The sequence below is a fragment of the Roseateles asaccharophilus genome (assembly GCF_031458115.1).
Lineage (GTDB): Bacteria > Pseudomonadota > Gammaproteobacteria > Burkholderiales > Burkholderiaceae_C > Pelomonas > Pelomonas asaccharophilus_A.
In genome coordinates this window covers 202,596-223,474 of the sequence record NZ_JAVDXV010000009.1, presented here as the reverse complement: position 1 = coordinate 223,474, position 20,879 = coordinate 202,596, and the positions used below count along the sequence as shown (strand labels likewise).

The following is a 20,879-nucleotide window of genomic DNA, read 5'->3' as shown; positions in this document are numbered from 1 at the left end:
ACTACTCCAGGAACAGCCGGGTCAGCCCCTTCAGGCTGACCAGGTTGCCCGGGTTGCTGGTCTCGTTGAGCACACCGCTCATGCGCTTCAGCAGCCGCGGGCTCTTCTTGGCGCGCCAGATCAGCAGGTCGGCCAGCCAGGGGTGGGCGTTGACACGGTTGGCGCGTTCGTAGAGGTCGAACTTGGGCTTCAGCGCCGTCAGGCCAGCCTCGTAGGAAGCACGTGCGGCAGCGTCGTCCGTGTGGGCTAGGATGGCGTCGGCGGCCAGCATGCCGGTCTCCATCGCCTTGCCTATGCCCTCGCCGGTGAACGAGTAGGTGGAGCCCGCCGCCTCGCCGGTAACCAGCAGCCCGGGGCGAGACCACTTCGCGCCGGTCAGCGTGCAGCGCAGCGGTGCGCCTTTCAGCTCGCCCACCAGTTCGCCCACGCGCATCAGCTCGGCCGCGGGCGGGTACTTGGCGACGAAGGCGTCGAAGATCGCGCGCAGGTTGACGTCCTTCTTCTGGCCCTTGCCGCCCAGGTCCTGGTGCGAGTCGGTGACGCCCACGCCGATGTTGAAGTGGCCGTCGGGCGCCGGAAAGATCCAGCCATAGCCCGGCCGCACGGCCTTGTCCCAGACCACCTCCAGCGCCTTGATCTTGCCGACCATCTGCGGCGCCTTCACATAGCCACGCAGCGCGACGCCGCTGGGCGTGTGCCGCTCGCACACGCCGGCGGCGGTTAGCGCCTTGGGCACCGCGCCGGTGGCGAGCACGACCCAGCGTGCCGGCACTTCGACGATCTCGTCGCCGCGCTTGAGGCGTGCGCCGACGACGCGGCCGTCCACCTCCAGCGGCGCCTCGAAGCGGGCCTGCTCGAAGCGCGCGCCGGCGTCCTGCGCGGCCTGCAGCAGCAGCGCGTCCAGTTCCTTGCGCGGCAGCACGGCCAGCGACCCCGGCACATCGATGCGCCCGCCGCGCGGGCCTATGCAGCCAACGTGCGCCACGGGCTCGGCGCGGCGCATCACGTCGTCCAGCAGGCCCAGTCGGGCCAGCGCCTTGTGGGCGTCCGGGATGAGGCCGTCGCCGCAGGTCTTGTCGCGGCCCGGCGGGTGCTGGTCGACCAGCAGCACGGCGATGCCGGCGCGGGCCAGCACGCGGGCGCAGGCGCTGCCGGCGGGGCCGGCGCCGACGACCAGCACGTCTGTGCGCAGGGAGGGGGAATCAATCATGAAACGGGACAAAACAGGAGACCAAAAAAAAGCACATCGAGCCGATGTGCTTTTCGGTGAAGGCACCCGCCGGGGCGGGTGCTTCGCGGTCAGGCTTACAGGCTGTAGCGCAGACCGACGTAGTAGCGACGGCCGATTGCATCGTAGACGCTGGCGTTGGTTTCCGCGCCGGTCGTGTTGCCAGGCAGGCCTGAGATGATCGGAGGCGCCTTGGTGGCCGTGGCGTTGTCGATGCCGAAGTAGACCTCGCTCTTGCCCAGCTTGTAGTTGGCTTGCAGGTCCAGGTAAGCGCGGGACTTGACCTTGCCGTCCATCTTGTTCGTGCTGCCGAAGTTGTCGCGCATGAACACGTCGTCCAGGTAGGACTGGCCGAAGTACGTGGTCGTGGCTGCGACGCCCAGGTTGCCGATGTTGTAGCCCAGGTTCAGCACCCAGCGGTTGCGGGCGTTGCCGACTTCGCCTTGCGAGAAGTCGCGTTCAGCCTGCGGCGTGGCCTGGTTGTACGCCTTCATGATGTACGTGTAGGCGATGCGCGAGTTGAACATGCCACCAAACAGGCGGGTGCGGTAGGTCGCGGTCACGTCCACGCCTTCAACGAAGTCGCCGCCGGTGTTGGCCGAGGTTTCGTTGATGAACTCCAGCGAACCGGCGCTGTTGGGGCCGATGTCGGCCGGGCGGCGCGTGATGTATTGGCAGAACGAGGTGTTGCCACCGCCGTAGCACTGGTTCAGCGCGTATTGGCGTCCCGGGGTGTTGATGGCGTCCTTGATCTTGATCTTGTAGTAGTCGGCCGTGAACGTGAAGTCCTTCAGCAGGTCGATACCCTTGGGCGTGACGACGATACCGATGGTCGTGGACTTGCCTTGTTCGGCGTCCAGGTTCGGGTTGCCGCTGTCGAAGCCGCTCACGCCTTGCAGGTCCGCCTGGGTCAGCTTGAACACGCCGCCGTTGGCGTTCATGTTGGCCACGACGCCCGGAACCAGGCGGCAAGCCACGGAGACGGCATCCGTGCCGGTCAGCGTCTTGCCCAGGCAGGGGTCGACCAGGCCGGTCGGGAAGGTTTGCGACGGTGCCTGGTACAGCTCGGCGATGTTGGGAGCGCGGGTCGACACCGAGTAGTTGGCGCGCACGCGGAACGTGGAGTTCAGGCCCCAATCCAGGCCGCTGTTCCAGCTGGTGGTGTCGCCGACGGTGGAGTACTTGCCCTGGCGAACGGCCAGTTGTGCGTCCAGCGTCTTGACCAGCGGCAGGTTCTTCAGCAGCGGGGCGCGGACTTCAACGAAGGCTTCCTGCACGTCGAACTTGCCGGCCGTGTTGGGCAGCGCGTTGCCGGCGTTCAGGCCGGTCTGCGTCAGCGCGTCGAACTCCATGCTCGACGTTTCCTTGCGGTACTCGGCACCGAAGGCCACGCCCACCGGGCCGGCCGGCAGCGAGAAGGGCTCGCCGCTGACCGAGGCGCCGACCAGCGTCTGCGTGATGCGGGTGTTCAGCGACGACGGCGCGTGGATGTAGCGCGCAGCAGCAGCGCTCAGCGTGTTGGCGCCGAAGATGTTGGCGGCCACGCAACCCTGGTCGCGGGCGATGGCGTCCTTGCAGATGGCTTCCGTGCGGTTGCCGTTGCCGTTGACGTCGTTGACGTCGGCCACGGCACTCAGCGCGTTCATGAAGTTCATGACGTTGACCTGGCCGGTGCCGGTCTGGCCTTCCTTCGTGAACGAGTGGGCCGCGTAGGCGTCGTAGGACCAGGTCTTGGTGATCTCGCCCTTCACGCCACCCAGCAGACGGAATGTGTCGCGCTGGGCCTTGTTGCCGCGGTTCTCGATGTCCGACATGCGGCGCGTGAAGTTGTAGTCCTTCAGGCCGTCGCCGTCGCGGTCGATCGCGTTGTTGTAGATGGTGTCGGGCACCAGCGGATTGCGCATCTTGACGCCATTGACCATGAACTCGGCCGGGATCAGGCCGCCCAGGTCGGTGGAGTCCAGCGGATAGGGTTCCAGCTGGGTCTTGGTCTTCGTGGCGGCGTAGTTGCTCTCGAAGAAGACCGTGTGCGAGTCGTTCAGGTTGAACTCACCCTTGCTGGCCAGCATCAGGCGATCGGTCGGGATCGCGATCGTGCGGACGGCCGAGCGGTTGTAGCCGGTGGCGCCCACGCCGTCACCGGCCGGGCCGTTGGTCGAGAACGGGATTTGCTGGCCGGCAGCGTTGTAGGTGAAGTTGCGGGTCGCGGTGCCGTCGCTGTAGAAGAAGCGGCCCTGCGGTGCGAAGCTGGAGTAGAACGGACGTGCGATGGTGAAGACGTCCTTCACGTCGCCAGTGACGAATGCACCCAGCGAGGCCTGGTCGACGGCCGCGAAGTCGCGGTCACGCGAGTACACGGCGCCCTGTTGGCTGGCCGACAGGTTGACCATCAGGTTGCCCTGACCGTCGGAACCGTTCATGCCGAAGGTCACGCTGACCTTCTTCTTCTTGTCGTCGCCTTCTTCGGAGACGCCCATCTGCGCGTCCATGCGCAGGCCCTGGAAGTTGCGCTTCAGGATGACGTTGACCACGCCAGCGACGGCGTCAGAGCCGTAGGTGGACGAAGCGCCACCGGTCATGACCTCGACGCGTTCGATGAAGTCGGCGGGGATGGTGTTGAAGTCGACCGCGGTGTCACCGGGAACGCCGGACACGTAGCGGCGGCCGTTCACCAGCACCAGGGTGCGGTTGGAGCCCAGGTTGCGCAGGTCCACGGTGGACACGCCGGCGCTGGACGTCGAGAAGTTGGAATTGGTGCGGCTGATGGCCGGCGTGCCGAACACGGGGCTCTTCAGCAGCAGTTCCTGCAGGTTGGCCACGCCGGAGGCGGCGATGTCAGCGGCGCTCAGCACCTGGATGGGTGCGGCCGATTCGGCGTTGAGCGACAGGATGCGGCTGCCGGTGACTTCGACGCGCTCGAGTTGCTGGGCATTGCCTTGCGCTTGGGCAAAGGCGGAGGAAGCGATCAGTCCCAGGGCAGCGGCTGCGGCCGTAGAGAGCAGGGTTCGTTTGTGCATGAGAACTCCAAGTTGACCGATGGGTCATGAACTGCGCGAGCCGCCCGAGTCAGGCGCCTACACGTTTTCCCGATAAGGGAGCCGGCGCGGATTGTCTGGACGGGGACCGCTGCAAGGCAGTCAGGGAAAGTCTGGTGACGCGCCAACGACCGTCCTCACGTTCGGCATCAATTCCCAGCGTTCGGGCTCGCCAGTGCCCTAAGTCACTGATTCGGCGGCTTTTTTTACGGGGTGGTCAGTGCTGCCTGGGTGCGGGTGACTTTTGCCGCCGAGGGCAAGCCCCTGGCTTTTTGTGTCAGGAAAGAGACAGCTTTCCCGACCGGCGCGAAGCGGAAAGCCCAAAAACTCGCTGAACTGGCGTTCAGAAGCGCCGTTTTGCGTACTTAGAGCCGATCAACCGGCCGGTCGACAGGCTTGGATGTGGCGATGTGACAACGCGTAAGCGCACCAAACCCTGGTGAAACCCCTTGGTTTTGTTTTCCTAACCCTGTCTTTTGGCACTTGTTGAGGGTCTATAGGGGGCATCCCGGGGCGGGGTTGAATTCCTGCGTCGCCAGACTTCGCGGGCGAAAGAGCGACCGCCGCAGACGGGTGCATTTCCAAATCTTGCCTACCAAACCACAACCTTGAACGTCCTCACAAAGGAGTAGTCATGTTCAAACGCAATGCCCGCAGCGCCGCCGCGGTGGCGCTGATCGGCACGCTCGGTGCCACCGGTGCCTTCGCCCAAGAGGCCGACACCCAGAAGCTGGAGCGCATCGAGATCACCGGTACGCGCCTGAAGACCATCGGCGCCGAGTCCAGCAGCCCGATCACCACCGTCGCCAAGGAAGACATGGCCGTCCGCCAGCCGGTCGCCGTCGAGGAACTGGTGCGTGGCCTGCCGTCGGCCTATCCCGCCATCGGCCCCAGCATCAACAACGGCTCCAACGGCACGGCCTCCATCGACCTGCGCGGCATGGGCTCCAACCGCACGCTGGTGCTGATCAACGGCCGCCGCTTCGTGCCGGCCACGCTGGGCGGCACGGTGGACACCAACTCCATCCCCGTCTCGCTGCTCGACAAGGTTGACCTGGTCACCGGCGGTGCGTCGGCCGTGTACGGCGCTGACGCCGTCGCCGGCGTCGTCAACTTCGTCACCAAGCGCAATTTCAGCGGCATCGAAGCCTCCACGCTGTACAGCGTCAGCGAGCGCGGCGATGCCACCCGCTTCAAGAGCGACCTGACCGTCGGTGCCAGCTTGCCCGACGGCCGCGGCAACGTCGTCATGCACGTGGGCACCACCCGCACTGGCGCGCTGCGCTTGGGCGAGCGCGATTACGCCAACACCGTCATCTCGTCGCGCAACGGCACTCCCGGCGGCTTCTCGCAGACCGCCGCGCCGGCGGTGTTCCAGTTCCCCGCCCCGGCCAACGCGACGCTGACGGGCGACCGCGTCATCGACCCCGCCACGGGCCTGCTGCGCGCCGGTAACGGCCTGGTGCCGCCGGACGGCTACAACACCAACCCGCCCAACTATTTCGAGACGCCGCTGACGCGCACCCAGGCTACCGGCCTCGGTCATTTCCGCGTCAACGACAACCTCGAGGTCTACGGCGAGTTCTTCCACAACCGCAGCAACGTGGTGCTGAACCTGGCGTCGTCGGGTACCTTCCTGCAGTCGTTCGCGGTGCCCATCGGCAACCCCTACATCTCCCCGGCGCTGCGCACGCAGCTGTGCGCGGCCTACAACATCACCGCCGCCAACTGCGTGGCCGGTGCTGCCGGCACGACCGAAATCAACATCGGCATCGGCCGCCGTTTCGTTGAAGCCGGCCCGCGTATCTACAACTACGACAACGTGTCGACGCAGTACACGGCCGGCGTCCGCGGTGACATCCCGATGCTGGACGGCTGGTCGTACGACGCCTACTACCAGAACGGCCGCGCCGACCAGACGCTGAACACCGGCAACGGCTTCTCGCGCACGAAGACGCAGCAGGCCCTGCGCGCCTTCAACACGACCAGCTGCTCGGTGACCACCGGTGGCTGCGTGCCGCTGGACGTGTTCGGCGCCGTCGGCTCCATCACGCCGCAGATGCTGTCGTTCATCTCCATCCCGACCTTCCAGACCACCCGCGTCGACCAGCGCGTGATGGGCGTGAACGTCAATGGCGAGGTGGGCTTCCTGAAGAGCCCGTTCGCACGCAACCCCGTCGGCCTGGCGCTGGGCTATGAAGACCGTCGCGTCGTGGGTGGCAACGCCTCCGACAACGTGGTGCAGACGCAGGGCGAACTGCTGGGCAGCGGTGCTCCCGTGCCTGACCGTCGCGGCATGATCAAGTTCAAGGAAATCTTCGGCGAAGCCAACATCCCGCTGGCGCAAGGCAAGCCCTTCATCCACAGCCTGGACCTGGGCCTGGGCTACCGCGAGACCGATTTCAAGACGCAAGTCACCGGCAAGAGCTATGGCAGCTACAAGGCGGGCCTGATCTGGGCGCCGGTGCGCAGCCTGCGCTTCCGCGGCGAACAGCAGCGCGCCACCCGCGCGCCCAACGTCAACGAGCTGTATGCACCGGTCGTGACCGGTCTGGCCACGCTGTCGCAAGACCCCTGCCGCGCCAACCTGATCAACACCGGCGACGCCGGCAAGGCCGGCACGCTGACCAATCTGTGCCAGCAGACCGGCGTGCCCACGGGTCAGATCGGCTTCGTGCAGAACCCGTCGGCCAGCCAGGCTGCCAACACCTCGGGCGGCAACCCCAACCTGGGTCCCGAGAAGGCGGACACGACCACCTTCGGTCTGGTCTGGGAGCCGACCGGCACGACGTTCTCGGCGACGGTGGACTTCTGGAAGATCAAGATCACCGACGCCATCACGGCGCCGACGGCGGGTCAGGTCTCCGACAGTTGCTACAACCCGGCTCGCAATCCCGGCTTTACGTACAACGCGTTCTGCCAGCTGATCGCCCGCAACCCGACCAGCGGTGGTCTGAGCGGTTCCGGCTTCAGCGGCATCAACACGCAGTCGTCCAACCAGGGTCTGCTGGACTACTCCGGCGTGGACATCGGCATGAACTACCGCTACATGCTGAAGAACATCGGCCTGGATCTGGGCCGCCTGGACTTCAGCCTGCAGCTGAGCCTGCTGGACAAGGCCGACTTCAAGTCGCTGCCGGTGCTGGACACCATCGAGTACGCCGGCTTCTACGGCGTCGACGTGGGCACGCCGTACAGCAAGCGCCGCTTCAACCTGCGCACCAGCTGGACGCACAAGGACTGGAACGCCGGCGTCATCTGGCGCCACATCAGCGCCACCGAGGTGCAGAAGACCGGTTCCACGGCCAACCTGCAGGGCACCTTCCTGGCGGCCTATCAGACCATTCCGGACTTCGACTACATCGACCTGAACGTCGGCTACCAGCTGATGAAGAACGTGCGCGTGTCGCTGACGGTGAACAACCTGTTCGACAAGGCGCCGCCCTTCATCGGTACCGGCATCGGCCCGGGCGCGTCCAACTACGGCAACACCTTCCCGAGCGCGTACGACGTGATCGGCCGCCGCTACACGGTGAACGCCACGGCCAGCTTCTGATCGCTCGCGCCCTTGGTGGCGCCGTGACCAGCCAACGGGCCCTGCGGGGCCCGTTTTTCATGGCGGCGCGCCGGACAATGGCGTGCTGCCCCCGACTGTTGATGAGCACCTCCTCCATTCCCGCATTGCTGGACCAGGCCATGCGCGCGCTGTCCCAGGGCCGGCCGCAGACGGCCGAGCCGTTGCTGCGCGAAGTCCTGCAGCGCGCGCCCGGCTCGCCGCCCGCCCTGGCGGGCCTGGGCCAGATCGCCGCGCAAGGCCGGCGCTGGGCCGAGGCCGAGGCCGCCTTCCGTAGCTCGCTGGCCGGCGATGCCGCGCAGCCGCGCGTGTGGTTCGCGCAGGCGCAGATGCTGGAAATGCTGGGCCGCCCCGGCGACGCGGCGCATGCGTTCGCGCAGGCCGCCGACCGCCAGCCTGGCTGGGCCGCGCCGCGCTACCAGCTGGCCCGGCTGCTGCGCGAGCTGGGCCGGCCCGCCGACGCGCTGGGCGTGGCGCAGCAGGCAGCCGACCTCGCGCCGCAGGATGCCGACGCGCTGCAGTTGCTGGCCATGCTGCAGGAAGAGCAGGGCCAGCTACCGGCCGCCGCCGCAACGCTGGCCGCCGCGCTGGCACGGGCGCCGCAGCGCGCGGCGCTGCACCACAACCTGGGCGTCGTGCTGCACCGGCAGGGGCGCCACGTACAGGCGCTGGCGGCCCATCAGCAGGCCTTGGCGCTGGGCCTGGACGTCGCCGAGGCCCACTACAACACGGCCAACACCTTGCAAGCGCTGGGCCGGGCGGACGACGCGCTGGCGGCCTACCGGCGCGCGCTCGCGCTGGCACCCCAGCATGCGCTGAGCCTGTACGACCTGGCGCGGCTGCGCTGGACCCTGGGCCACGCCGACTTCGACGCCGAACTGCTGGCCGCACAGCAGCAGGCGCCCAGCTCCGACCTCGCGCCGGGCCTGCGCGGCCTGCTGCTGCTGAAGGCGGAGCGCGCCGACGCGGCGCTGCAGGCCTATGAACTCGCCGCCCGGCTCGCGCCGCAGCGCGCGGACTACCTCGATGGCCAGGGCCAGGCCTTGACGCTGCTGGGCCGCCACGACGATGCGCGCGCAGCACACCAGCGCGCGGTCGCGCTGGCGCCGCAGGACGCGGGCGTGCTGGCCAATGCCGCACGCAGCGCCTTTGCCGCAGGCCATGCCGACGAGGGCCTGGCGCTGGCCGAGCGCGCCCACCAACTGGCGCCGCATGACCAGCTGGCCCTGGCGCTGCTTGGCGTGGGCTGGCGGCTGAAGAGCGACGCGCGTGCCGCCTGGCTGCATGACCTGGACGAATTGTTGGCCGTCATCGAGCTGCCGCCGCCGCCGGGCTGGGCCGACATCGAGAGCTTCAACGCCGCGCTGGCGCTGGAGCTGCAGCGCCTGCACACCGACCGCGAAGCGCCGGTGGACCAGACGCTGCGCGAGGGCACGCAGACGCGAGGCCACCTGTTCGACCTGGAGCTGCCGCTGGTGCAGGCGCTGCGCGGCCAGATCGCCGAGGCCATCACGCAGTGGTTGGCCAGCCGCCGCACGGACGCGACCCATCCGCTGCTGGGGCGGCGCACCGACGCCTGGCGCTTTGCCGGCAGCTGGAGTTCACGGCTGCGCCGCAGCGGCTTCCACACCAACCACGTCCACGGCCAGGGCTGGCTGAGCAGCTGCTACTACGTCGCCACGCCAGCGTCCGCGCTGGCATCGGCCACGCATGAAGGCTGGATCAAGTTCGGCGAGCCCGACCTGCCCGGGCCGCTGCGCGAGCGGCTGCCGCCCTGGCGCTACGAGGCACCGCAGCCAGGCCGGCTTCTGCTGTTTCCGTCCTACCTGTGGCACGGCACCGTGCCGTTCGACGATGAGGCCCATAGGCTCACCGTCGCATTCGACGTGCTGCCTACTCCAGCCGCTTGACCTTGGGCGAGGTGTTCAAGCCCTCGAAGTCCAGGTGGAACGCGCCGAACATGCCGCGCCGCACCGACACGTTGCGCGCGCCGCGCGGCATGGACACCGACGTGCCGTCAATGATCTGCCAGACCTGACCATTGGCCAGCTTGATGGACTGGTTGGGTCCCCAGCCGGCGAAGTCGGCGCCCACGCTGCTCTGCACCGTCTCCGGCTCGCCTTTGGGTCGCTTGACCGGCAGGCCGAAGGTGTCGGCGGGCTTGGGCGCCGGTGCCGGCGCGGCGGCGACCGGTGCCACGGGTGTCATGGGCGCTGCGGCGGCCGCAGGCGGCTTGGGTCGCGCATCGGCCAGCGCGTCGTAACAGGCCAGCCGGGCGGTGGTGTCCGCGATGACGCGGCAGCGCTGAAGCGACGCATCCTGGCCGAACGCGGGGCCGGCCAGGACGAGGAGCAGGGGGGTGAGGTGCAGGGCTCGCATGGAGTGCAAGCCTAGCAGCGGCGGCCTGGTCAGGCGCGCGCCTTTACCCGCAGTCGCCACGCATGCAGCAGCGGCTCCGTGTAGCCGCTGGGCTGGGCCTCGCCCTTGAACACCAGGTCCAGCGCGGCCTGCATGGCCGCGTCCTGCGGGTTGTCGGCCAGCGGCCGGTAGGCCGGGTCGGCGGCGTTCTGGCCGTCCACGACCAGCGCCATGCGCGCAAAGGTCGCGCGCACCTGCTCGGCCGTCACGACGCCGTGGCGCAGCCAGTTGGCGATGTGCTGGCTGGAGATGCGCAGCGTCGCGCGGTCTTCCATCAGGCCCACGCCGTTGATGTCGGGCACCTTGGAGCAGCCCACGCCCTGGTCTACCCAGCGCACGACGTAGCCCAGGATGCCCTGCACGTTGTTGTCCAGCTCCTGCTGGCGCTGCTCGGGCGTCCAGTCGGCGGTGGGTGCGACGGGGATGGTCAGCAGCGCGTTCAGGATGGCGTCGCGTTCGGCGGCCAGGTCCACCTTCTCCAGTTCCTGCTGCACGGCGGCGACGCTGACCTGGTGGTAGTGCAGCGCATGCAGCGTCGCGGCGGTGGGCGAGGGCACCCAGGCGGTGTTGGCGCCGGCCTTGGGATGGCCCACCTTCTGCTCCAGCATCGCGGCCATCAGGTCCGGCATGGCCCACATGCCCTTGCCGATCTGCGCGCGGCCGCGCAGGCCGCAGGACAGTCCCGTCAGCACATTGCTGCGTTCGTAAGCCTGGATCCAACTGCTGGTCTTCATGTCGCCCTTGCGCAGCATCGGGCCGGCGCGCATGGCGGTGTGCATCTCGTCGCCGGTGCGGTCCAGGAAGCCGGTGTTGATGAAGGCGACGCGGCTGGCGGCCGCGGCGATGCAGGCCTTCAGGTTGACCGACGTGCGGCGCTCCTCGTCCATGATGCCCAGCTTGACGGTGCTGTCCGGCAGGCCCAGCAGCTGCTCCACGCGTGTGAACAGCTCGGCGGCGAAGGCCACTTCTGCGGGGCCGTGCATCTTGGGCTTCACGATGTAGACGCTGCCCGTGCGGCTGTTGCCGCGGCGCTTCAGGTCGTGCATCGCGATGGTCGTCGTGACGACCGCATCCATGATGCCCTCGGGAATCTCGCTGCCGTCGTCCAGCAGGATGGCCGGGTTGGTCATCAGGTGGCCCACATTGCGCACGAACATCAGCGAGCGGCCGTGCAGCGTGACGGCGCCACCGGCGGGTGCCGTGTAGACGCGGTCGGCGTTCAGGCGGCGCGTGAACGTCTTGCCGCCCTTGGCGACCTCCTCGGTCAGCGTGCCCAGCTGGATGCCCAGCCAGTTGCGGTAGGCCAGCAGCTTGTCCTCGGCGTCGACGGCGGCGACCGAGTCCTCCAGATCCAGGATGGTGGACAGCGCGGATTCCAGCACCACGTCCGCCACGCCGGCCGCGTCGCTGCTGCCGATGGGCGTGCTGCGGTCGATGCGGATGTCCAGGTGCAGGCCGTGGTGGACCAGCAGCACGCTGCTCGGTGCGGCGGCATCGCCCTGGTAGCCGGCGAAGGCCGCCGCGTCCTTCAGGCCCGTCGTGGCGCCCGAGGCCAGCGCGACGACCAGCTGGCCGCCCTCGACGCGGTAGCCGGTCGAGTCCGCATGCGAACCGGCGGCCAGCGGTGCGGCCTGGTCCAGCACCTGGCGGGCGAACGCGATGACCTTGGCGCCGCGCTTGGCGTTGTAGCCGCCCGCACGCGTCGCGCCGTCGGTCTCGGGAATGGCGTCGGTGCCGTACAGCGCGTCGTACAGCGAGCCCCAGCGCGCGTTGGCCGCGTTCAGCGCGTAGCGCGCGTTCAGGATGGGCACCACCAGCTGCGGGCCGGCCTGCAGCGCCAGTTCGGCGTCGACGTTGGCGGTCGTCGCGCGCACGGAGGCCGGTGCGTCGACCAGATAGCCGATGCGCGTCAGGAAGGCCTTGTAGGCCGGCATGTCGGCGATCGGGCCGGGGTGCGCCTCGTGCCAGGCATCGATCTCGGATTGCAGCCGGTCGCGCTCGGCCAGCAGCGCGCGGTTCTTGGGGGCCAGGTCGTGCGCGATGGCCGAGAAGCCGGCCCAGAAGGCATCTTCTTCCACACCGGTGCCGGGCAGCACCTCGGAGGCGATGAAGCGGGCCAGGTCGGCGTCGACCTGCAGGCGGTGGAGGGTGGTGCGGGGCATGGCGATCTCCGTTGGCGGCGATGAAAGATTGCCTGGCATCTTGCCCGCGCGCGAGCCCTTATTTGCTGCAGTGCACGCAAGGTATCTGTGACTGAAACGCAAAGATCCTTGTGGTGGCCGTCATTTTTCATTCGGCGAGTCAGCACAATCGCGGCATGGACAAGCTCAAGCAGATGGAGTCCTTCGTGTTGGTGGCGGCCAAAGGCAGCCTGACGGCCGCGGCGCAGGTGGAGGGCGTGGCGCCCGCTGTCATGAGCCGGCGGCTGGATGCGCTGGAGGCGCGGCTGGGCGTGAAGCTGCTGCTGCGCACGACGCGGCGGCTGACGCTGACGCCCGAGGGCCAGGCCTTTCTGGAGGACTGCCAGCGCCTGGTCGCACAGCTGGCCGACGCCGAGGCAGCCGTCAGCGCCGGCGGGCTGAAGGCCAGCGGCCACCTGCGCGTGACGGCGCCGGCCGGCTTCGGCCGCCGCCATGTGGCGCCGCTGGTGCCCGGCTTCCTGGCCGAGCATGCGGACCTCAGCCTGTCGCTGAACCTCAGCGACCGCGTCGTGGACATCGTGCACGAGGGCTTTGACTGCGCCGTGCGTGTGGGCGACCTGCCGGACTCCAGCCTGGTCAGCACGCGGCTGGCCGACAACCGCCGGCTGTGTGTCGGGGCGCCCGGCTATCTGAAGCGGGCGGGCACGCCGCGGCACCCCGACGAGCTGGTGCGCCACGCCTGCCTGACGCTCAGCTCCGAGGCCAGCCAGGTGCGCGGCTGGGCCTTCCAGGTCGACGGCGTGGTGCAGCATCTGCGGCCGGTCGGCCGGCTGGACTGCAGCGACGGCCAGGTGCTGCACGACTGGTGCGTGGCGGGCCTGGGTCTGGCCTGGCGCAGCACCTGGGAGGTGGAGGCCGACCTTGCGGCGGGCCGGCTGGTCAGCGTGCTGGACGAGTTCGCCGCGCCGCCCAACGGAATCTATGCGGTGTTCCCGCAGTCGCGCCACCTGCCGCTGCGAACCCGCTTGTGGGTGGAGCACCTGCGCGGCCACTACGGCCGCCCCGACTACTGGCGGGGCTAGGGCCTGTTAACGCTACGGCAGTGGGTCGCGAAGGCCATCCGCCAGGGGCCAATCAAGGCGCAGCGCGCCGCCCGCATTGATATGCGGGCCAGCGGTGCAACGCCGAGTGGCCCCTGGCGGATGGCCTTCCCTTAGGGTTGAGGCCAGAAAGCCCGCGTGCTGCGTTGCAAATGCTCGCCGGGTGTGCAACCCGGCTCCGCTTTGCGCCTTGTTCGCGGGCTTTCTGGCCTCAACGCGACCCGCTGCCGTAGTGTTAACAGGCCCTAGTGGATCAGGCAGGCGCCCTGCGTGCAGCCGTGCCGGGTCCTGACGTCGTAGGCCTTGTTCTCGCGCTTGGCGCGCTCGATGATGGCGCCGGCCGTGCGGGCGACCTCCTGCTCCAGCAATGCGCAGCCGTACATGGGCGGCAACTCGCCCAGCGCCGCGGCGACGTCGCGCGCCGCGCCCTGGCCCACGCGCCGATGGCCTTCCTCGTGTTCGACGAGCGCGGGGTAGTAGCGCGCGAACTGGGTTGCGCCCTCGGACGTGCTCTGCTTCAGGTCGGGCAACGTCATCGTGACCGCCAGCCGCACATTCACGACCGTCAGCGCGCACAGGCCGTCGGCCTGCACCTTGTACCGGTAGTTCCAGTGCACGCGCCAGTCCGTGTAGCCGTGAAAGGGTTGCCCTTCCGGACGGATCGGCGTGGCCTGGTTCAGGGCCTCCAGCAGGCTCATGCCCGACACCTGGTGCACGTCGTAACGCTTGCTCTCGAAGGTCTCGGGCACCTCCGCAAGCGCCGCGCCGCAGCCGCAGGCCAGCAGCAGCGCGGCAACGCGCTCAATCACCAAACAGCACTTTCGCCCGCTTGCCCACCCAGGCCTCGAACTTGCCGCCGTAAGCTTCCTCGATGCGGTTGCGCTTGACCTTGAAGGTGGGCGTGATGAAGCCGTTGTCCACGGTCCATGGCGTCTGGATGACCACCAGCGCGTCCAGCTGCTCGTGCGGGTCCAGCCGCGCGTTGACGTCGTCCAGGTGCTTGCTGAGCTCGGCCATCAGCGCCGTCTTCTCGGCGTCGGTGCTGGCGCGCTGCAGGCCCGCGGGCGACAGCATCGCGATGCCCAGCGGCTGCCCCATGTTGGCGCCGGCCACGCAGCAGGCCTCGATGTTGGGGTTCATGCCCAGCTTGTCTTCAATCGGCGCGGGCGCCACGTACTTGCCCTTGCTGGTCTTGAACAAGTCCTTCACGCGGCCGGTGATGCGCACGCAGCCGTCCTTGTCCTGCGTGACCTTGTCGCCGGTGTGCAGCCAGCCGTCATCGGTCAGCGCCTCGGCGGTCAGGCCCGGCTCCTTGTAGTAGCCGAGCATCAGCGCCGGGCTGCGCATCTGCAGCTCGCCGTTCGCGGGGTCGATGCGGGTCTGCACGCCGGCATAGGCGGGGCCTACGGTGCCGCGCTGGTTCACGCCCGGCAGCGTCATGTGCGACAGCGCCAGGTTCTCGGTCATGCCGTAGCCCTCGTTGATGTGCAGGCCCAGCGCGCCGTACCACTCAAGCAGCGCAATGGGCATGGGCGCGGCGCCGCCCACGGCGATGCGGCATTGATCCAGCCCCAGCGCCTTCATGATCTTCTTGCGCACCAGCCCGCCGATGATGGGTAGGCGCAGCAGCTTGTTGAGTTTCTGCTGCGGCATCTTGGCCTGCACGCCCTGCTGGAACTTGACCCACAGCCGCGGCACGCTGAAGAAGATGGTGGGGCGCGCGCGCTGCAGGTCGGCCGTGAAGGTGTCCAGCGACTCGGCGAAGAACAGCCGCATGCCCGTCTTCAGCCAGCCGTGCTCCACCAGCACGCGTTCGGCCACGTGGGCCAGCGGCAGATAGGACAGCATGCGGTCGTCGGCGCTCATCGGGAAACGGATCAGCCCCTCGCCGATGGCCCAGGCGAAGCCGCCGAAGTTGTGCATGACGCCCTTGGGGTTGCCGGTGGTGCCCGAGGTGTAGATCAGCGTGCAGAGTTCGTCGGCGCCGCGCACGAGCTCGCCCTTCATGGGCTCGGTGCGGGCGCAGATGGCGTCCCAGCTTTCGTAGGTCTTCTTCGCGTCGTCGGGCGACAGGGCATAGCTGGCGCCGGGCAGGCTGGGCAGCACGCCGGGCTTCATTCCTTCCCAGCCGTCCAGCTTGCCGACGAAGATGAAGCGCGCCTCGCTGTGCGTGAGGATCTGCGTGATGGTTTCGGCGGCAAGCGTCGGGTACAGCGGCACCGAGACGTAGCCGGCCATCCAGATGGCCAGGTCGGTCATCAGCCACCAGGCGCAGTTTTTGGACAGGATGGCGATCTTGGCGTCGGCGGGCCAGCCCTCGGCCTGGCCCTTGGCCTTCAGGAAGGCGGCCATGCGCCGCGTCTCGTCGGCGACCTGGGCCCAGGTGTAGTCCTTGACCTGCGGCCCGCCCATGGGCTGGGTCAGCGCGATGCGGCCGGCGGTGGTGCGCTCCCAGTGGTACAGGCGCGGCAGCGAGAGCTGGTCGGCGGCGATGGTGGCCATGGGGCTGTCTCCTTGGTCTTGTCAGGAACGCCAAGGTAACTGGGCGGCGCCGCCGCGGTGCTCCGGGTAAACGCGCTGAAACGTGATTTGCTGTAGAGCGCCAGCTCTAGAGCTGGCCGCCCCATTGCGGCCGCCACTGGCCGCGGCCCAGCTCGGCGCGCAGCGTGTCCAGCGGGTGGGACTGCAGCCAGTCGGGCCGCAGCGCGTCGGCGCGCTGCAGCGCCGCGGCGGCCTCCGGCGTGCCGATCAGGCTGGCCGCCAGGTCCAGTTGCGCGCGCCAGTGGGGCAGGCCTTGCGGCTGCTGCAGCGAGTCCAGCAACTGCACGCGCTGGCGCAGCTCGGCCACACCGGCATCGCGCCGGCCGTTGGCGCGGGCCAGCTCGCCCTGCAGCTGCGCGATGCGGCTGCGCAGCTGCGCGTGGGGCTGCAGCCAGGGCTGGGCTTGCAGGTCCAGCAGTGGCGCCAGCGCGCCGCGGGCGAGCGCCAGGTCTCCCAGGCGCAGGCCCACGCGGGCGACGGCCAAGCTGGCCTCGACCCGGGGCGGACCGCTGATGTCGGGGCTGCTCGCCAACTCGTCGGCGACGCGGCGTGCCTTGGGCAGCCATTCGGCCGCCCGCTCGGGCTGGGCCAGCGCACGCGCCAGTAGCGCGGCACTCTCTCGCGGCAGCCGCAGCGTGGGGTGCTCGGCGGCTTCGGCTGGCAGGCCGCGCTCCTGTTCGGCATAGACCTGCACGGCCTCGGCGTACTGGCCGAGTTCGACGAAATGGCGGGCCAGGTCGCCGCGCATGCGCTGGCTGCTGGAGTTGCCGGGGCCCATCAGCGCGTCGATGTCCTTGATGAGCGCGTGCGCGTTCTCGACACTGCCCTCGGGGCGGCCCAGCCGGGCCTGCATGGTCCACAGGTGCATGCGCTGGCGCTGCACGAAGCGCGCGCGATGCGCCGGCGCGGTGGCCCAGGACGGCCGCGTGCTCGCGATGGTCTGCTCGGCCTCCAGCAGCTTGCCCTCGGCCAGGCGCAACTGGTACATGTAGTTGTTGTAGTAGACGTACTCGTAGTCGCTGGGCTTGTAGATCTTCTGCACCAGCGGCCAGGCCTTGGCGTGCGTGGCCAGCGCGTCGTCGATGCGGGCCACGCCCGCGTAGGAGACGATGAGCTGGTACAGCATGCTCTCGTACTCGTCCTCCAGCAGCGTGCCGGGACGGGCCGCGGCGAAGGCGGGCAGCATGGGCTCGCACAGCGCGATGACTTCCAGCGGCGAGCCCAGCGCCGTGTAGATGCGCGCCAGCCGCAGCCGCGCGATCAGCGTGGGCTCGGCGTCGTCGCCCCAGTGACGCGCGTTGACGGCGATCAGCTCCTTGGCGAGCGGGATCGCGATGTCGTGGCGGTTCATGTCCGAGTAGGTCACGACCAGCACGTCCAGCACGCGGATGTAGGTCAGGTCGTCGCCGGCGAAGCGCTGCTGCAGGTTGACGCGGCTCTTCTCCAGCACTTCGAAGATGGTGGGGATGTGGCCGCCATGCTTGTCGGGGTTGGCCGAGGCCAGCAGCTCGGTCAGGTAGCGCGTGACCTCCTCGCTCTGGCGCGCGGCGGCCTGCGCCTCGTCGCGCTGCCACAGGCTCACGCCCAGGCCCACGCTCAGCGCGGCCAGCACCAGGCTGCCGCCCAGCGCCAGCGCCGCATTGCGGCGGAACCAGAGGTGGGTGCGGTGGCGCCAGTCTTCGGCGCGCACGCTGACCGGGCGCTGCGCCAGCCAGCATTGCAGGTCGTCGATGAAGCCAGCCACGCTGGCATAGCGCTCGGCCGGATCCTTGCGCAGCGCCTTGGCCGCGACGGCCTCCAGGTCGCCTGCGGCGCGCGTGACGTCGGCCGGGCGGCCGGGGCCGGCGTCCGTGCCGGCGGTGTGGGTCTCGCCCAGACCGACCGTGCGCGTGATGCGCAGCGCCTCGCCGTGCAGCACCGCATGCTCCATGGCCGTGCGGCTGGCGCCGCGCTGGCCGAACGGCAGCCGGCCGCTGGCCAGCTCGTACAGCATGACGCCCAGCGAGTAGATGTCGGTCGCGACGCCTATGGGCCCGCCGGCGATCTGCTCGGGCGCGGCATAGGCCGGCGTCAGGCGCCGGCCGGAGATCTGCGTCAACTGGCTGTCGGCCTGCTGGCCCGAGTCGTCCAGCAGGCCGGCGATGCCGAAGTCCAGCAGCTTGGTCTGGCCGGCGTAGCCGCCTGCCGGGCCGCTCCCAAGGGCGGCGGCGTCCCCTCGGGGGACCGCGCGCGTACCCGCGAGCGAGGGGCGCACGTCTTCCACCATGACGTTGCTGGGCTTGAGGTCGCGGTGCACGATGAGCTGCGCATGCGCGTGTTCCACGGCGCGCGCCACCTCGATGAGCAGCTTCACGCGCTCCACGAGGCCTAGCCCCATTTCCCGCACATGCTCGGAAAGCGTGCGTCCGGCCACGTACTCCAGCACCAGGAAAGCGCGGCCGTCCTGCTCGCCGGCATCCAGCAGCCGCGCGATGCCCGGGTGCGTCAACCGCCCCAGCAGCGCGCGCTCGCGGGCGAAGCGCGCGGCCAGGCCGGGGCCGGCGAGGTCGTCGCGCAGCAGCTTGATGGCGGCCTCGCCCTGGTAGAGCCCGTCGGCCCGCTCGGCGCGCCAGACCTGGCCCATGCCGCCTTCGCCCAGCAGCTCGGCCAGGCACCAGGCGCCCAGGCGGTCGCCAGGTTCGGCCGGGCGGGATGTGTGCTCGGTCGCGTTGTTCAGCGCGTGGGCCAGCTGGGTGTTGAAGCCGGTCGGCCCGACCAGCACGGTGGCATCGTCGTCGGGCAGCGAGGCCAGCATGCGGCGCAGCCGCGCCACCAGCTCGGGCGGCTGCAACGCGGCCAGCTGCGCCTCGCGCTCGCCGGTGGGCAGGTCGGCCAGTTCGTCGAACAGCGCGGACAGGCGCTGCCAATCGGTGGCCGTCAGGTCGGCTTGCGAGCCGGCGTCCATCAGTACACCGTCGTGGGCGGGTCGCCCAGCAGCTCCTGCAGCAACGCGCGCGCTTTCAGCAATTCGCGGTTGATGGTGCGCGTGGACAGACCGCGCAGCTCGGCCACCTCGGCGATGGACAGGCCCGCAAAGCCGATCATCTCGATCAGCTCGTACAAGCCGGTGTCGATGCCGCGCAGCCGCACGAGCGCCTGGTCCAGGCCGATCAGGTCCACCGCCTGGCTCTGCACGGCGGGCACGTCGCCGGCGGCCGACAGCGTCACCATGACGGCGTCACCACCACGCTTGTCGCGGCCCTCGGTGCGCAGGTGGTCGATGACCACCGAGCGCAGCACCTGGCCCACGTAGGCGAAGAATTGGCCGCGCGTCTCGCCCTGCAGGCCTTGCTGGTCGGCCATGCGCAGGAAGCCTTCGTGCACCAACGCGGTCGTGTCCAGCCCGGCCATGCGGCCGTTCGGGCCGCTCTGTGCCAGGCGGATGCGCGCGACGCGCTTGATCTCCGGGTACAGCGCCGCATAGAGCTGCTGCAGCGACGCGGCATCGCCGCGCGCCGTGCCGGCCAGCAGCTCGGTGATGGCGGATGTGGTCACCGCGTCACTCAGCCTGGAAGGCCGCCAGCGCGGCGGCGATGTCGGCTTCGGTGCCTTCGCGCGCCACCGGCGCATCGGCCACCAGGCCCTCGCGCTTCAGCCGCGCCACCCACTGGCCGGCGTCGCGGCCCTGCTCGAAGGCGTGGCTCTGCAGCAGCAGCGCGCCGTCGGCGGACAGCAGCTTGAAGTAGAACTTGCCGTCGGCCTCGCGGTACTGCTTGAACACCGGCAGCGCGGCCTTGTCGGCCTTGGCCTGCGTGGTGGCCGCGGTCGACGTGTAGGGTCGCAGTCCCACGGCCTCGCGCAGCGTCTTCAGGAAGGGCGCGGCGATGGCGCGCGCCTTGGCGGCACCGGCCTGCAGGATGGCCTCCAGCTCGGCCGGGTTGGCCATCAGCGCGTCGTAGCGGGCGCGCATCGGGCCGACGTGCGCTTCGATCAGCTGCACCAGCTGCTGCTTGGCATCGCCCCAGCCCAGGCCGTCGCGCAGCGCCGTGCGGAAGGCGGCGCGCTGCTCGGGCGTGGCGAAGGCGTCGTAGAGCGTGACCAGTGCCTGGCCCTCGGGGTCCTTGGGCTCGCCCGGCAGCTTGCTGTCGGTGACGACGCGTGCGATCGCTTCCTTCAACGCCTTGGCACCGCCCTCGAACAGCGGCACGACGTTGTCATAGCTCTTGCTCATCTTGCGGCCGTCCAGGCCGGGCAGCAGCTCCATCTCCGTGTCCGTCACGGCCTCGGGCAGCACGAAGAACTCGCGTCCCTGGCCGAACAGGTGGTTGAAGCGCTGCGCGACGTCGCGCGCCATCTCGATGTGCTGCACCTGGTCCTTGCCCACCGGCACCTGGTGCGCGTTGAACATCAGGATGTCGGCCGCCATCAGCACCGGGTAGCTGAACAAGCCCATGCTGACGTTGGCGTCGGGGTCCTCACCGGCGGCCACGGCTGCGTCCACTGCGGCCTTGTAGGCGTGGGCGCGGTTCATCTGGCCCTTGGCCGTCACGCAGGTCAGCAGCCAGGTCAGCTCGGGGATCTCGGGGATGTCGCTCTGGCGGTAGAGCGTCACGCGGTCGGTGTCCAGCCCGGCGGCCACCCAGGTCGCGGCGATCGCGCGGCTGGAGCGCGCGATGCGGTCCGGCTCGTCGCACTTGATCAGCGCGTGGAAGTCGGCCATGAAGAAGAAGCTCTCCACGCCAGGGGCACGGCTGGCGGCCACGGCCGGGCGGATGGCGCCGACGTAATTGCCGAGATGCAGGGTGCCGGTGGTGGTGATGCCGGTCAGGACGCGGTGGGACATGGGTTTGGTGAAAAGTAACC

At 69.3% G+C, this 20,879-nt stretch carries 12 protein-coding genes; 3 read left to right on the top strand and 9 right to left on the bottom strand.

Annotated features, from left to right (window positions below; translation table 11 throughout):
• Position 1 precedes the first annotated feature (1 nt).
• Together J2X21_RS21915 and J2X21_RS21910 are read right to left on the bottom strand one after the other, a co-directional pair.
• Positions 2–1,210, bottom strand: coding sequence for an NAD(P)/FAD-dependent oxidoreductase (locus tag J2X21_RS21915; protein ID WP_310332190.1), 1,209 nt, complete (start codon positions 1,208–1,210; stop codon positions 2–4).
• Positions 1,211–1,305: 95 nt separating this feature from the next.
• Positions 1,306–4,245, bottom strand: a complete 2,940-nt coding sequence (locus tag J2X21_RS21910) for a TonB-dependent receptor plug domain-containing protein (protein WP_310332188.1) — start codon at positions 4,243–4,245, stop codon at positions 1,306–1,308.
• Positions 4,246–4,897: 652 nt separating this feature from the next.
• On the opposite strand from J2X21_RS21910, the gene J2X21_RS21905 reads away from it, so the two are divergent.
• Both J2X21_RS21905 and J2X21_RS21900 read left to right on the top strand, forming a co-directional pair.
• Positions 4,898–7,819, top strand: a complete 2,922-nt coding sequence (locus J2X21_RS21905) for a TonB-dependent receptor domain-containing protein (RefSeq protein ID WP_310332186.1) — start codon at positions 4,898–4,900, stop codon at positions 7,817–7,819.
• A gap of 101 nt (positions 7,820–7,920) precedes the next feature.
• Positions 7,921–9,747 (top strand): tetratricopeptide repeat protein, encoded by a 1,827-nt coding sequence (locus tag J2X21_RS21900; protein ID WP_310332184.1) that lies wholly within the window; start codon positions 7,921–7,923, stop codon positions 9,745–9,747.
• On the opposite strand, the gene J2X21_RS21895 is transcribed toward J2X21_RS21900, so the two are convergent.
• A complete protein-coding gene (locus tag J2X21_RS21895) occupies positions 9,731–10,216 on the bottom strand; it encodes a hypothetical protein (protein WP_310332183.1) in 486 nt (161 codons plus the stop codon). The two genes, J2X21_RS21900 and J2X21_RS21895, sit on opposite strands and share 17 nt — an antisense overlap.
• 29 nt (positions 10,217–10,245) lie before the next feature.
• The gene (locus J2X21_RS21890; protein WP_310332181.1) at positions 10,246–12,417 is read right to left on the bottom strand and encodes a malate synthase G; all 2,172 of its coding nucleotides are present in this window, start codon (positions 12,415–12,417) and stop codon (positions 10,246–10,248) included.
• A gap of 155 nt (positions 12,418–12,572) precedes the next feature.
• Between J2X21_RS21890 and J2X21_RS21885 the strand changes: the two genes are divergently transcribed.
• Positions 12,573–13,478, top strand: coding sequence for a LysR family transcriptional regulator (locus tag J2X21_RS21885; protein WP_310332179.1), 906 nt, complete (start codon positions 12,573–12,575; stop codon positions 13,476–13,478).
• Between the two features lie 263 nt (positions 13,479–13,741).
• Here J2X21_RS21885 and J2X21_RS21880 read toward each other — a convergent pair whose 3' ends face one another.
• The 5 genes from J2X21_RS21880 to J2X21_RS21860 form a co-directional block, all read right to left on the bottom strand.
• On the bottom strand, positions 13,742–14,305 hold the full coding sequence (locus J2X21_RS21880) for a DUF922 domain-containing protein (RefSeq protein WP_310332178.1): 564 nt from the start codon (positions 14,303–14,305) through the stop codon (positions 13,742–13,744).
• Complete coding sequence (locus J2X21_RS21875; protein WP_310332176.1) at positions 14,298–15,998, bottom strand: AMP-binding protein; 1,701 nt, start codon at positions 15,996–15,998, stop codon at positions 14,298–14,300. The genes J2X21_RS21880 and J2X21_RS21875 overlap by 8 nt, the downstream gene beginning before the upstream one ends.
• 106 nt (positions 15,999–16,104) lie before the next feature.
• Positions 16,105–18,981 carry a serine/threonine-protein kinase gene (locus J2X21_RS21870; RefSeq protein WP_310332175.1) on the bottom strand — a complete coding sequence of 959 codons (2,877 nt, stop codon included), beginning with the start codon at positions 18,979–18,981 and terminating at the stop codon, positions 16,105–16,107.
• A complete protein-coding gene (locus J2X21_RS21865) occupies positions 18,981–19,571 on the bottom strand; it encodes an ECF-type sigma factor (RefSeq protein WP_310332174.1) in 591 nt (196 codons plus the stop codon). Before J2X21_RS21865 ends, J2X21_RS21870 begins: the two co-directional genes overlap by 1 nt.
• Before the next feature lie 4 nt (positions 19,572–19,575).
• On the bottom strand, positions 19,576–20,859 hold the full coding sequence (locus tag J2X21_RS21860) for a tryptophan--tRNA ligase (protein ID WP_310332173.1): 1,284 nt from the start codon (positions 20,857–20,859) through the stop codon (positions 19,576–19,578).
• Between the last annotated feature and the right edge of the window lie 20 nt (positions 20,860–20,879).

What these genes read in the sequence shown, in the direction of transcription:
- J2X21_RS21895 (WP_310332183.1), bottom strand. Translation starts at nt 10,216, where the DNA reads ATGCGAGCCCTGCACCTCACCCCCCTGCTCCTCGTCCTGGCCGGCCCC.
- J2X21_RS21870 (WP_310332175.1), bottom strand. Translation starts at nt 18,981, where the DNA reads ATGGACGCCGGCTCGCAAGCCGACCTGACGGCCACCGATTGGCAGCGC.
- J2X21_RS21875 (WP_310332176.1), bottom strand. Translation starts at nt 15,998, where the DNA reads ATGGCCACCATCGCCGCCGACCAGCTCTCGCTGCCGCGCCTGTACCAC.
- J2X21_RS21885 (WP_310332179.1), top strand. Translation starts at nt 12,573, where the DNA reads ATGGACAAGCTCAAGCAGATGGAGTCCTTCGTGTTGGTGGCGGCCAAA.
- J2X21_RS21910 (WP_310332188.1), bottom strand. Translation starts at nt 4,245, where the DNA reads ATGCACAAACGAACCCTGCTCTCTACGGCCGCAGCCGCTGCCCTGGGA.
- J2X21_RS21860 (WP_310332173.1), bottom strand. Translation starts at nt 20,859, where the DNA reads ATGTCCCACCGCGTCCTGACCGGCATCACCACCACCGGCACCCTGCAT.
- J2X21_RS21890 (WP_310332181.1), bottom strand. Translation starts at nt 12,417, where the DNA reads ATGCCCCGCACCACCCTCCACCGCCTGCAGGTCGACGCCGACCTGGCC.
- J2X21_RS21905 (WP_310332186.1), top strand. Translation starts at nt 4,898, where the DNA reads ATGTTCAAACGCAATGCCCGCAGCGCCGCCGCGGTGGCGCTGATCGGC.
- J2X21_RS21900 (WP_310332184.1), top strand. Translation starts at nt 7,921, where the DNA reads ATGAGCACCTCCTCCATTCCCGCATTGCTGGACCAGGCCATGCGCGCG.
- J2X21_RS21915 (WP_310332190.1), bottom strand. Translation starts at nt 1,210, where the DNA reads ATGATTGATTCCCCCTCCCTGCGCACAGACGTGCTGGTCGTCGGCGCC.